General features: G+C 63.9%; 7 protein-coding genes. 2 read left to right on the forward strand and 5 right to left on the reverse strand.

The annotated features are described in order from the left end of the window. Positions 1-47 precede the first annotated feature (47 nt). The 5 genes from F6S12_RS17620 to aceK all read right to left on the reverse strand — a co-directional run bounded on the left by F6S12_RS17620 (position 48) and on the right by aceK (position 8,131). The gene (locus tag F6S12_RS17620; RefSeq protein ID WP_011059872.1) at positions 48-281 is read right to left on the reverse strand and encodes an anti-sigma factor family protein; all 234 of its coding nucleotides are present in this window, start codon (positions 279-281) and stop codon (positions 48-50) included. Further along, positions 275-889 (reverse strand): RNA polymerase sigma factor, encoded by a 615-nt coding sequence (locus tag F6S12_RS17625; RefSeq protein WP_011059871.1) that lies wholly within the window; start codon positions 887-889, stop codon positions 275-277. The genes F6S12_RS17620 and F6S12_RS17625 overlap by 7 nt, the downstream gene beginning before the upstream one ends. 77 nt (positions 890-966) lie before the next feature. Next, positions 967-2,088: a beta-ketoacyl-ACP synthase III gene (locus F6S12_RS17630; RefSeq protein ID WP_019093329.1), complete on the reverse strand. Its 1,122-nt coding sequence runs from the start codon at positions 2,086-2,088 to the stop codon at positions 967-969. Positions 2,089-2,362: 274 nt separating this feature from the next. Then, positions 2,363-6,274, reverse strand: a complete 3,912-nt coding sequence (hrpA, locus tag F6S12_RS17635; RefSeq protein ID WP_315869151.1) for an ATP-dependent RNA helicase HrpA — start codon at positions 6,272-6,274, stop codon at positions 2,363-2,365. Between the two features lie 135 nt (positions 6,275-6,409). Beyond that, complete coding sequence (aceK, locus tag F6S12_RS17640; RefSeq protein ID WP_011059868.1) at positions 6,410-8,131, reverse strand: bifunctional isocitrate dehydrogenase kinase/phosphatase; 1,722 nt, start codon at positions 8,129-8,131, stop codon at positions 6,410-6,412. 248 nt (positions 8,132-8,379) lie between these two features. On the opposite strand from aceK, the gene F6S12_RS17645 reads away from it, so the two are divergent. Continuing rightward, positions 8,380-9,279: a DMT family transporter gene (locus F6S12_RS17645; RefSeq protein WP_077933554.1), complete on the forward strand. Its 900-nt coding sequence runs from the start codon at positions 8,380-8,382 to the stop codon at positions 9,277-9,279. A 562-nt stretch (positions 9,280-9,841) separates the two neighbouring features. Then, entirely contained in the window at positions 9,842-12,964 is a 3,123-nt protein-coding gene (locus tag F6S12_RS17650; RefSeq protein ID WP_315869152.1) for an autotransporter domain-containing protein, read from the forward strand. The last annotated feature ends 63 nt before the right edge of the window (positions 12,965-13,027 follow it).

The raw sequence follows: 13,027 nt of genomic DNA on the forward strand, positions 1-13,027 counted from the left end.
GCCTCGCCGGGGCTCGACAGCGGCTACCGAGCCATGGGGGGGCAGGATCAGCGGTGGTTCTGGCGCTCGGCGGCCAGACGCTCGGCCAGTTCGTCGAGACCTTCCAGGGGCGGCTCCGGAAGCACCCGCAAGGTGGCCTGGAGCAGGCGCATCTGGCGAATGAAACGCCGGCAATTGGGGCAGAACAACAGATGATGGCGCACCATCAAGCGCTCGCGAAAGCTCAACTGGCCATCGAGATAATCGCTGGATCGTGCCACTTGTTCCTTGCAGGTCAGCATTGGCCGGTTTCCTCAAAATGCTCCACGGTGGCGAAGACCTTCAGACGCGCCCGGTGCAGCAGTACCCGGACATTGGAGAGCGTGAGCCCCAAAAGGTTACAGATCTCTTCCAGCTCCAGGCCCTGGCGTTCGCGCAACAGCAGGACACTGCTCTGCAACTCCGACAGGCTGAGCAGGGTGTGCTCCAGGCAGTCACGCAGTTCGGACTCGGTCAGCAGGGCTTCCGGGGTGTCTTCGTGCCAGGCGAAAGGCGCCACCAGCCAGTGACCATCGCTGGAGGAGAAACGCTCATCACCCACGGTGCCATGGGGCGCCGGCAGATCGTCGAGCAACACTTCCCGGCGGTTCTGCTTGTAGCGGCTCTTGGCCGCGTTGGCGGTGATGGTCAGCAGCCAGGTCTTGAGGCTGGAACGCCCCTGGAAACCCGCCAGGTTGCGCACCACCGACAGCCAGGCGTCCTGTACCACTTCGTCGGCGTGGCGGTTGCCGACAATGGCGTAGGCCACGGCGCGCATGGCGCTCTGGTAGGTGCCGACCAGTTCCTTGTAAGCCTTTTGTTCGCCCGCCAACAGGCGCTCTAGCAGTTGCGTGTCATCAGCAGCGGCCATTCGTGCCTCGTTCAATCATGCAGGTTTGAGGGGGTGTGACGCGCCAATCCCGCCCGACGCCACACCCCAACCCTGGATCAACGCTTGCGCAGCAACACGCTACCGATCGAATAACCGGCGCCAAAGGAGCTGAGCACGGCCAGGGAACCGCTGGCCAGGTCGTCCTGGTACTTGTGGAAGGCAATCACCGAACCCGCCGAACTGGTGTTGGCGTAAGTGTCGAGAATCACCGGCGCTTCTTCCACCGAGGCTTCGCGGCCCAGGAGCTTCTTGACGATCAGGTGGTTCATGCTGAGGTTGGCCTGGTGCAGCCAGAAGCGCTTCACGTCGCTGACGTTGAGCTGGTTTTCTTCCAGGTGTGCAGCGATCAGCTCGGCCACCATCGGGCATACATCGCGAAATACCTTGCGGCCTTCCTGGACGAACAGCTTGTCGCGGGCACCGATACCCTCTTCCGCGGCGCGGTTGAGGAAGCCGAAGTTGTTGCGGATGTTGTTGGAGAACTGGGTCAGCAGCTTGGTGCTGACGATGTCGAACTGGTGCTCGGAGGTGGCCAGGTCGGCTCGCTCGATGACCACCGCAGTGGCGGCGTCGCCGAAGATGAAGTGGCTGTCGCGGTCACGGAAGTTCAGGTGCCCGGTGCAGACTTCCGGGTTGACCATCAGGATCGCCCGGGCCTGGCCCAGTTGCACGCTGTTGCAGGCCGCCTGGATGCCGAAGGTCGCCGAGGAGCAGGCCACGTTCATGTCGAAGCCAAAACCCTGGATGCCCAGTGCGGCCTGGACTTCGATGGCGATGGCCGGGTAGGCGCGCTGCAGGTTGGAGCAGGCGACGATCACCCCGTCGATGTCGGCGGCAGTCTTGCCGGCCCGCTGCAGGGCTTGCTCGGCGGCGGCCACGGCCATCTGGCAGAGTACCGACCATTCGTCGTTGGAGCGTTCCGGCAGGCGTGGAGCCATGCGCTGCGGGTCGAGGATGCCGTCCTTGTCCATGACGAAGCGGCTCTTGATGCCCGAGGCCTTTTCGATGAAGGCAGCGTTGGATTCGGTCAGGGCCTGCACTTCGCCGCGCTCGATGGCGGCAGCGTTGTCACTGTTGAACTGGTGGACGTAGGTATTGAACGATTCCACCAGCTCTTCGTTGGAGATGCTGTTGGCCGGGGTAAACAGGCCGGTGCCGCTGATGACGACGTTGTGCACGGTCGTTCCTCTAATGTGTTGAGGCAGAAGGTATTGGCACTCACGTGCCAAACCGTAAAGGGACGACTCCCGCCAGGGGAGCCGTTTCTGGCATCGCTTTATTCCGATCCGCCCAGGCTGCCTGCGATGCAGAAAGCCGGGGCCGGCATTTATGACGGCGGAGTTTGCCATAACCTCCGCCATTTCGCCGCAACTGCAAGATCGACGGAGTCAACCCTGTACCGCCCCTGGCGGCGCTTTCGCTGGCACGCCAGCGCCTGCGAAGGGCTTTAGATCAGGCGTCGACCAGGCTCCACTGCTTGCTCAGGCGCTTGTCGGAAATCGGCACCTTGGTCCCCAACTGCTGGGCGAACAGGGACACCCGGTACTCCTCCAGCCACCAGCGGTACAGCTCCAGCTGCGGGTCGCGCTTGCCTTCCTGGGCATGCTTCTGGGCCCGGGTCTGGTACTGGCTCCACAGGCCCGTGAGCTCGCTGCTCCAGACCCGGTCCTTCTGCACCTGGCTGCCGAGTTTCTCGAAGCGCAGTTCCACGGCCTTGAGGTAACGCGGCAGTTCCTTGAGCCACAGGGCCGGGGTTTCCCGGACAAAGCCCGGGTACACCAGGTTCGCCAGCTGGGCCTTGATGTCGTTGAGGGCCACGGCCTGGGCCAGGTCGATCTTGCCCTTGAAGCGCTTTTGCAGGCCGTGCCAGAGCTTGAGGATCTCCAGGGTCAGGCGCGCCAGGCGCTCGGCATGCTCGGTCCAGGCACCACGCTTGCGCTCGGCCAGGGAGGCCAGGCCCGCGCCATCCCGAGGCAGCACGGCCTCGCCTTCAAGAATGCAACTGTCGAGGCTGGCCAGGAGAATGTCCTCCACCAGCGCATCGACCCGGCCCAGTTCGCGGTACAGCAGGCCCAGCTCGGTAAGGCCCGGCAACTTGCCCCGCAGGAACTTGGCCGGCTCGGCCAGTTGCTGCAACAGCAGGCGCTGCAAGGCCCGGCGATGCTGGAACTCGGCTTCGGCAGCGGTGGAGAAGCGCCCTTCCTTGACCGTACCCGCCTCCTCCACCAGGGCCGGGTACACCGTCATCGACAGCCCGGCGATCTTCTGCTGGGTCTTTTCCGCCACCGCGGCAAATACCTTGGCTTGCACCGGTTGCTGGCTCTTGGCAGTCTGCGGCACCGCCAGGGCAGCCTGGCTGGCTTCGGCGAAACGCGCGGTCAGTTCGGCCAGGTCGCGGCCTTCGCCGAGGAACTTGCCCTGGGCGTCGACGATTTCCAGGTTCATCCGCAGGTGGCTTTCCACCTGTTGTTCGGCTTCGCTCCAGGCCTCGTCGCTGACCCGGGCACCGGTCATGCGCAGCAGCTCGCGACCCAGGGCCTGGGGCAAGGAGCCCTCGGCGAAGACCATGCGCTGCAGGGCGGCCTTGACGAAGTCCGGCACCGGCACGAAGTTCTTGCGCAGGGCCTTGGGCAGGTTGCGCACCAGGGCGATGCACTTGGCCTCGATCAGCCCCGGCACCAGCCATTCCAGGCGTTCGGCGGGCAGTGCCGGCAGCAGCGGCGCCGGCACCCGCAGGGTCACGCCGTCCCGGGGATGGTTGGGTTCGAAGTGGTAACTCAGGGCCAGTTCCAGGTCACCGATATGCAAGGTGTCCGGGTACTGCTTGGCGGTGACCTCGCTGGCCTCGCGGGCCAGCACGTCTTCCTCGCGCATGATCAACAACTGCGGGTTCTTCTGGCTGTGCACCCGGTACCAGCTGTCGAAGGTCGCGGTCTGGTGGATCTCCGCTGGCAGGCGCGCGTCGTAGAAGGCGAACAGGGTTTCCTCGTCGGCCAGGATGTCGCGGCGCCGGGCCTTGGCCTCCAGCGCATCGAGCTGTTCCAGCAGTTGGGTGTTGGCGCTCAGGCACTTGGCCTTGGACTGGATTTCGCCACGCACCAGGGCCTCGCGGATGAACAGCTCGCGGGACACCACCGGGTCCACCGGGCCGTAATGCACTGGCCGGCGGCCGACCACGATCAGGCCGAACAGGGTGATCTGCTCGTAGGCCACTACCTGGCCGCGCTTCTTCTCCCAATGGGGCTCGAAGTGGTTCTTCTTCACCAGATGGCCGGCCAGGGGCTCGATCCAGTCCGGCTCGATCTTGGCCACCATGCGCGCATAGAGCTTGGTGGTTTCCACCAGCTCGGCGGTCATCAGCCATTGCGGGCGCTTCTTGCCCAGGCCCGAGGACGGGTGGATCCAGAAGCGCCGCTGGCGGGCCCCCAGGTAGTCGCCGTCTTCGGTCTTCTGGCCGATCTGGCTGAGCAGGCCTACCAGCACCGCCTTGTGCAGTTTCGGGTAGTCCGCCGGCTCCTTGTTCAGGCTCAGTTGCAGGTCGCGGCAGATCAGGCTCAATTGCCGGTGCGAATCACGCCACTCGCGCAGGCGCAGGTAGTTCAGGAAATTCTTGCGGCACCAGTTGCGCAGCGGGCTGGCGGTGAGGGCCTGGCGCTGTTCTTCGAAGCCGCGCCACAGGTTGACCAGCCCGGCGAAGTCCGAATCCACGTCCTTCCACTGGGCGTGGGCCTGGTCGGCGGCCTGCTGGCGCTCCGGCGGACGCTCGCGGGGGTCCTGGATCGACATGGCGCTGGCGACGATCAGCACTTCCTGGAGGCTGCCGAGCTTGGCCGCTTCCAGCAGCATGCGGCTCATGCGCGGATCCACCGGCAGGCGCGCCAGTTGCCGGCCCAGTGGTGTCAGCTGGCTGTTGCGGTCGACTGCCGAGAGTTCCTGCAGCAGGTTGAAACCGTCGCTGATGGCCTTGCCATCCGGCGGTTCGATAAACGGGAAGGCGGTGATTTCCCCCAGGCGCAGGTGCAGCATCTGCAGGATCACCGCCGCCAGGTTGGTACGCAGGATCTCCGGGTCGGTGAATTCCGGCCGGCCGAGGAAATCTTCCTCGCTGTACAGGCGTACGCAGATCCCCGGTTCGACCCGGCCGCAACGGCCCTTGCGCTGGTTGGCGCTGGCCTGGGAAATCGCCTCGATGGGCAGGCGCTGGACCTTGGCCCGGTAGCTGTAGCGGCTGATGCGCGCAGTGCCGCTGTCGATCACGTAGCGGATGCCCGGCACGGTCAGCGAGGTTTCGGCGACGTTGGTGGCCAGCACCACGCGGCGGCCCGGGTGGGACTGGAAGATGCGCTGCTGTTCGGCCGGCGACAGGCGCGCGTACAGCGGCAGGATCTCGGTGTGCTTGAGCTGGGCCTTGCGCAGCATCTCCGCGGCGTCGCGGATCTCCCGCTCGCCGGGCAGGAACACCAGCACGTCCCCGGGGCTGCGCCTTTCACTGCGTTCATGGGCGGCGATTTCATCCAGGGTGGCGAGGATCGCCTGGTCCACCGTGAGGTCGTCCTCGACCCGGTTTCCCTCCTCGTCCTGTTCCAGGGTCAACGGGCGATACCAGGTTTCCACCGGGAAGGTGCGGCCGGAGACCTCGACGATCGGCGCGTTATCGAAGTGCTTGGAGAAGCGCTCAAGGTCGATGGTCGCCGAGGTGATGATGACCTTCAGGTCCGGGCGCCGCGGCAGCAGGGTCTTGAGGTAGCCGAGGAGGAAGTCGATGTTCAGGCTGCGCTCGTGGGCCTCGTCGACGATGATCGTGTCGTAGCGTTCCAGGTAGCGATCGTTCTGGGTTTCCGCCAGCAGGATGCCGTCGGTCATCAGCTTGATCAGGGTGCTGGAATCGCTCTGGTCCTCGAAGCGCACCTGGTAGCCCACCAGCGAGCCCAGGGGCGTGGCCAGCTCTTCGGCGACTCGGCTGGCCACGCTGCGGGCGGCAATCCGCCGGGGCTGGGTATGGCCGATCAGGCCATGCTGGCCACGACCGATTTCCAGGCAGATCTTCGGCAACTGGGTGGTCTTGCCCGAGCCGGTCTCGCCGGCAATGATCAGCACCTGATGCTTGAGCAGCGCCTCCTTGATCTCGTCGCGCTTGGCGGCAATCGGCAGGCTGTCGTCATAGCGGATCTGCGGCACGCTCTGGCGCCGCGCCGTCACCAGGTTGCAGGAAGCCTGCATGCGCTCCAGCCACTGGGCGAGCTTGGCCTCGTCGGGCTTCTTGCGCAGTTCGAGCAACTGCCGGCGCAACCGGTGACGGTCGCCGAGCATGGCTTGATCGAGGTTTTTCAGCAGTTGGTCGATTGCAGGCGATTCGTCAGTCATCAGGTACGCAAGGGTCGTCTATTTAGGCAGGGCGCGATTGTCGCAGAAAAGTCCATGCAATACGTAGGAGCCGGCTTGCCGGCGAAGGGGCCAGTGAGGACGCCTTCGCCGGCAAGCCGGCTCCTGCACGTCTATTTATTCGTCTTCCAGGCCTTGGCGCCGGTAAGGGAAGACATCGATCACCTTGCCGGCGCGGATGGCCTCCTGCAGGCCCTTCCAGTAATCGGCGTTGTACAGCTCGCCGTGCAGTTGGTCGAACAGCTTGCGCTGGCCGGCATCGGCGAACAGGAACGGCGGGAACTCCTCGGGGAACACGTCGTGGGGGCCGATGGAGTACCAGGGCTCGGAAGCCATTTCATCTTCCGGGGTACGGGGGGCCGGAATGTGGCGGAAGTTGGCTTCGGTGAGGAAGCAGATTTCGTCGTAGTCATAGAACACCACCCGGCCATGGCGGGTGACGCCGAAGTTCTTCAGCAACATGTCGCCGGGGAAGATGTTGGCCGCCGCCAGCTGCTTGATCGCCAGGCCGTAGTCCTCCAGGGCCTCGCGCACCTGGGCTTCGTTGGCATGTTCCAGGTAGAGGTTGAGCGGGGTCATGCGCCGCTCGGTCCAGCAGTGGCGGATCAGTACCGTCTGGCCTTCCACCGCCACCGTGGAGGGCGCCACTTCCAGCAGTTCCTCAAGGCACGCCGGGTCGAACTTGCTCAGGGGGAAGCGGAAGTCGGCGAACTCTTGGGTATCGGCCATGCGGCCCACCCGATCCACGCTTTTCACCAGCCGGTATTTCTCGATCACCGTGGCCCGGTCGACGTTCTTCGACGGCGAGAAGCGGTCCTTGATGATCTTGAACACGGTGTTGAAGCCCGGCAGGGTGAACACGCTCATGACCATGCCGCGCACCCCGGGGGCCATGATGAAGCGATCGTCGGTGCTGGCCAGGTGGTTGATCAGGGCACGGTAGAACTCCGACTTGCCGTGCTTGTAGAAACCGATGGAGGTGTACAGCTCGGCGATGTGCTTGCCCGGCAGGATGCGCTTGAGGAAGCCGATGAATTCCGCCGGCACCGGCACGTCCACCATGAAGTAGGAACGGGTGAAGGAAAAGATGATCGAGACGTCCGCCTCGTCGGTGATCAGCGCGTCGATCTGGATCCCCCGGCCTTCGCGGTGCAGTAGCGGGATCACCAGCGGCCACTGTTCTTCATGGGTGAAGATGCGCCCCACCAGGTAGGCGCCCTTGTTGCGGTAGAGCACCGAGGAAAACAGTTCCAGGGTCAGTTCCGGGTCCTTGCACACCCAGTCCGGCAGGTTCTCCCGCAATTGCGCCTCCAGGCGCCGCAGGTCCCCCGGCAGGTCGGCGTAGTCCTCGCTGAAGCGGTAGTCGGCGAACACCTGTTCGAGCATCGTCGCCAGTTCGCCCTGGGGCTTGTAGCTGCGGGTCTGCGCGGCCCGGGCCCGGCGCAGGCTGGGTCGGGTGGTGTGGATGAACATGCAGCCGTCGCTGATCAGGTCGTGGCTGAACAGGCCGCAGAAGATCGAGTTGTACCAGGTCTCGGACAGCTCATCGTCAAAGCGCAGGTCGATCAGGCTGATGTAGGCGCTTTTCACCAGTGGCCACTGGCTGACATCCATCAGCGACTCGGTGCTGAAGGCCTGGTGCAGGCGGGCCACGGTCTCGCCCACCTTCTCTTCATACAGGTTGATCCGCGCTGCCGAGGCCTTTTGCGCTTGCTGCCACTGCGCCTGCTCGAAGCGTTGCCGGGCACCGTCGGTGATCTGGCGAAAATGCTCGCGGTAGTCGTCGAAGCCATCGAGGATCATTCGAGCGATATCGGCGGCGGGCCATGACTGCGACATAAAGAGACCTCTGCGGGAATTTACGATGCCAGAGCTTAGCCAGTGAAACGAGGTGAAGAGAAGCGTATTTTTGTGATGGGACGTACGCCGAAAAATGACCCGGCGGTCGCTCTGTCTCCAGGCCTCTGCAACGCAGGATTGAACGCAACAATCGGGGTGCGGGTTTTCTTCGCCCCGTGCGCCAATAAGGTTTGCCATGCCCGGCCACGCTGGGCAAGATCCCTCGCCCCGAACCCAAGGAACCTCCTGTGAAACCTGTCGATCTGCTGCGCCTGCTGTCGCTGGCCGCCATCTGGGGCGCGAGCTTCTTGTTCATGCGCATCATCGCCCCGGTACTGGGCAGCGTGCCCACGGCCTTCTTCCGGGTGTCCATCGCCGCGCTCGGGCTGCTGGTGATGCTGGCGTTGATGCGGGTCGACTGGAACTTTCGCGGCAAGCTCAAGACCGTGCTGCTGCTCGGGGTGATCAACTCCGGGATACCCGCGACCATGTACTCGGTGGCGGCCCAGGTGCTGCCCGCCGGCTACTCGGCGATCTTCAATGCCACCACGCCGTTGATGGGGGTGTTGATCGGCGGCCTGTTTTTCCATGAACGCCTGACCCCGAGCAAATTCGCCGGGGTCTGCCTGGGCCTGCTCGGCGTCGGCATCCTGACCCGCGCCGGCCCCGTGGCCTTCGACCGAGACCTGCTGCTGGGCGCCCTGTCCTGCTTGATGGCCACCACCTGCTACGGCTTCGCCGGGTTCCTCGCCCGACGCTGGCTGGACCAGGCCGGCGGCCTGGACAGCCGCCTGTCGGCCCTGGGCAGCATGCTGGGAGCGACCCTGCTGCTGTTGCCGCTGTTCGCCTACAACGCCATCAGCCAGCCGCCTCCCAGCTGGGGTGGCTGGAGCGTATGGCTATCGCTTCTGGGGCTGGGGCTGGGCTGCACCGCGTTTGCCTACGTGCTGTATTTCCGCCTGCTCAGCGCCATCGGCCCGGTGCGTTCGATGACCGTGACCTTCATGATCCCGCCATTCGGCGTACTGTGGGGCGCGTTGCTGCTGGACGAGCCGCTGTCCATGGCCCACCTGTATGGCGGCGCGCTGATTGCCGCCGCGCTGTGGCTGGTGCTCAGGCCGGGACCCCGGGCCATCCCGAGCGAATAGCTGACCGATCGCTGATCTCCCCCAGATACCTGCGGTGGTGGAGTAACCAGGAAAGTTAAAAACAACTTTCAAGCACTCCCCCCACCGCCTCATCTAAAACACACTTCCATCCTCGCCACACTCCCCCGCAAAAAATCTGGAAAGATGAAATTCTACTGATCCAGAAATCAAGTATCAGACACTTCCAATCTAAAACAACTTAAACAACCTACAAATAACAAAGACGATTCTGCGCCTTTAATCAGATATTCCTTACTCCCCCGAAATACTCCATCTCCCCTCTGCCCCTGCCTGTAGCACGCCCCTATCCTCTTTGAACCACCGAACCCATTGCAACTTCCCGGACCGTTCCAACACCGCCAGAACTTGCATGAATACAACACTCGAGTCGGACTTTTTTACAGCACGAGCCTAGGACAACTCACAACCCAATAGTTCTTATTTCGTCTCGAGAGTTAGCCCCTCCAACGCTGTAACTCCCCCCTTGCACAACGCTATTTGCCAACACGCTCAATGTTGTTTTCAAACCCTCGACTGAACAGGCATCGCCTTGAAGAATAAAATGTTGCAAAAGAACCATTTCAAATACGCCAGTACCACGACCGCCGTTGCTCTAGCACTGAGTTCGTTATCCCCCGCGGTCCTTGCCGAGACGACCTGGACCGGGGATGCCTACCACCTGGCAGTCGACCCGAACGGCAACGCCTATCGGGTCAACGAAGACAACGCCTGGGAAAGAAATGGCAACTGGAGCAAGGGCGCTCCCGCCAGCAATGAAGTCGTCAACGTCGACAGGCCGCTCAGCAGGGGAACCAACGATGTCGCGCAATTGGATAGCGCACAAATGATCGGCAGTCTCAACGTCGGCACCAGTAGCAATGGCCTGGGCCAGTTGAATGTGGGCGGCAACGGCTGGCTGGAAATCGCCGACGCACTCACCCTGGGCAGCGTACAAGGCGCCGTGGGCAAGGCCTCATTCAACAACGGCGCGAGACTGGGCACAGCCGGCGACTTGATCGTCGGCAAAAGCGGGTCCGGCGAGTTGAACCTGGGCAGCGGCTCGCGAGCCCACACCCAGGGCAATGCTCTGATCAGCGCCGAGCAGGGTGCATCTGGCGCGCTCAACGTCGATGGCGGTGCAACCCTGACCAGCGACAAGACATTGACCGTCGGCAACGGCGCTCAGGTCAACGCTCGGGACAGCATTGTGGCGGCTGCCCCAGGCGCCACCAGCGCTATCAACATCAGTGGCGCAGGCAGCCAATTGAACGTCTCCGGCAACATGACCCTGGGCCAGAGCGGCAAGGCGGCCCTGACGCTGGCCGATCAAGGCCAGGCCAGGGTCGGCAGCGGCGCCCTGCAGATTGCCCGGGACGCCAGCGCCAGCGCTGCGCTCTATGTGGGGGCGGCCAGCGCCAATGCCGCTGACGCTCGGGCTGCGGGCCAACTGGATGCAACACGGGTGATCTTCGGCCTGGGCCAGGGGCTGGTCCAGTTCAACCATAGCGACAGCGACCACTCGTTCGACGCCGGCTTCGAAGGCCATGGACGCATCAGCCACATCGCCGGACAGACCCTGTTCAACGGTGACTCCAGCACCTTCAGCGGCGAACTGCATGTCCAGGGTGGCGAACTGCTGCTGAACAACGCCATGGCCGGACAGGTGCAGGTTGATCGCAACGCTAGCCTGCACATCGGCGCCCACAACGGCAGTGCCGGCGCAGTACTGAGCGATATCGGCAACGATGGCCAGGTGGTGTTCGATCGCAACAACTCGTACCAGTACGACCAGGTGATTTCCGGTAGCGGCTCAGTCGAGCAACGTGGTGCCGGTACCACCGTGCTCACCGCAGAAAACACCTACAGCGGCGGCACGCTGATCAGCAACGGCACCCTGCAACTGGGTGCCGGCACAAGCGGCGGCCGCAGCGGCTCGATTCTCGGTGACGTGCAGATCGATGCGCCCGGCGGCCTGGTGTTGAACCGCGCCGACAGCTACCGCTTCGGGGGCTCAATGGCGGGTAGCGGTACGCTCAACAAGCGCGGTACCGGCCGCACCGAACTGAGCGGCAACAGTTCCAACTTCCACGGCCAGAGCCAGGTCGAAGCCGGTATCCTCGCCGTCAACGGCACCCTCGGTGGCTCCACCGACGTGCATGCGGGCGCGACCCTGGCCGGCAATGGCCAGGTCGGCAATGTCACCCTGCACGACGGTGCCACAGTGGCCCCGGGCAACGACATCGGCACCCTCACCGTGTCTGGCAACCTGGACCAGCACAGCGGCTCGACCTTCTACACCGAACTGCTGAGCACTGGCGCCAGCGACCGACTGCAGGTGAACGGCGCAGCGCGGCTGGACGCAGGCAGCATCGTCAACGCCGACAAGCTCGACAGCGCCCGCTACGAGCTGGACAGGCGCTACCTGATCCTCGCGACCCAGCAGGGCCTGAGCGGTCGCTACAACCTGACCGGCGATACCCGAGTCTCGACGTTCTACAATCTGGTGGATAACTACGACAGCCACAACGCCTACCTGGATGTACAGCAGACCCGTCTGTTCCAGGACGCCGCCCTCTCGCGCAACCAGCGCGCCACGGCCACTGCGCTGCAAAGCCTGAAGGGTTCTGCCGTACCGGCTCTGACGCCACCGGTGCACAACAAACTATTCGAGGCCATCGCCTACCTGCCCGACGATCACCAGGCCCGCGCGGCCTTCGAGCAACTGTCCGGGGATTTCCACAGTTCGACCCGTTCGGCGCTGATCCAGGACAGCCGCCTGGTCCGCGACGCAGCAAACAGTCGCCTACGTTCGGTGACCGCCACCCAGGACAGTGGCGCCAGCCGTGACAGCGATTCAGGCCTGACCCCCTGGATCACCACGCTGGGCAACTGGGGGGAGCTCAAGGGGGGCAGCAATGTCGCCAGATTGCGCAGCGACACCCAGGGCGTGCTCGCCGGTGTCGACACCCAGGTCGGTGACAGCGGTCATATCGGCGCGTTAACCGGTTACAGCCGAACGGAACTGAAAAGCTCGTCACGGGATGCTTCCAGCGACAACGACAATATCCACCTGGGGGTCTATGGCGGGGCCCAGGTCAGCGACTTCGACCTGCGTGGCGGCCTGGCCTACACCTGGAGCCGGATCGACGCCAAGCGTTCGGTGAACTTTGCCGGCTACAGCGACCATCTGCAGTCCACCCATCAAGCCGGCACCCTGCAGGCGTTCGGTGAAGTGGGCCGGCGCCTGGACTTCGGCCCTTCAGTACAGCTGGAACCCTTTGCCAACCTGACCCACGTGCAGGTCAAGAGCGATGGCTTCAAGGAACATGGGGGCCTCGCGGCCCTGAGCGCCAAACAGGTCTCGGACCAACAAACGTTCGCCACCCTGGGGTTGCGTGCCAGTGCCAGCAAGCCACTGGACAGCGGCAAGTCGCTCAGCCTCTTTGCCAGTGCCGGCTGGAAACATGCCTTGGCCGGCGCTACACCGGCCAACACCTATCGTTTCGACGCAAGTGATGCTTTCCGTGTCGAAGGCGTGGCCTATTCACGCAACAGTGCAGTACTCGAAACGGGCGTGGAAACCCGGCTGACCCCTGAGTTGAGCCTGGGCGCCGCATACAGCGCGCAACTGGGTGATGCGTCCAGCGAGCACGGCCTGCGCCTGAACGCTAGCTACCAGTTCTGACCCGGCCATGACCATGGTGCGGCGGCTACGCCGCGCCATATCGCTGATCGGCGGCAGCCAGGC

Source organism: Pseudomonas sp. JV245A (genome assembly GCF_032424515.1).
Lineage (GTDB): Bacteria > Pseudomonadota > Gammaproteobacteria > Pseudomonadales > Pseudomonadaceae > Aquipseudomonas > Aquipseudomonas protegens.

Bases quoted from the DNA above. Each gene is read 5' to 3' on its own strand.
- F6S12_RS17620 (WP_011059872.1), bottom strand. From the start codon at position 281: ATGCTGACCTGCAAGGAACAAGTGGCACGATCCAGCGATTATCTCGAT.
- F6S12_RS17625 (WP_011059871.1), bottom strand. From the start codon at position 889: ATGGCCGCTGCTGATGACACGCAACTGCTAGAGCGCCTGTTGGCGGGC.
- hrpA (WP_315869151.1), bottom strand. From the start codon at position 6,274: ATGACTGACGAATCGCCTGCAATCGACCAACTGCTGAAAAACCTCGAT.
- aceK (WP_011059868.1), bottom strand. From the start codon at position 8,131: ATGTCGCAGTCATGGCCCGCCGCCGATATCGCTCGAATGATCCTCGAT.
- F6S12_RS17650 (WP_315869152.1), top strand. From the start codon at position 9,842: ATGTTGCAAAAGAACCATTTCAAATACGCCAGTACCACGACCGCCGTT.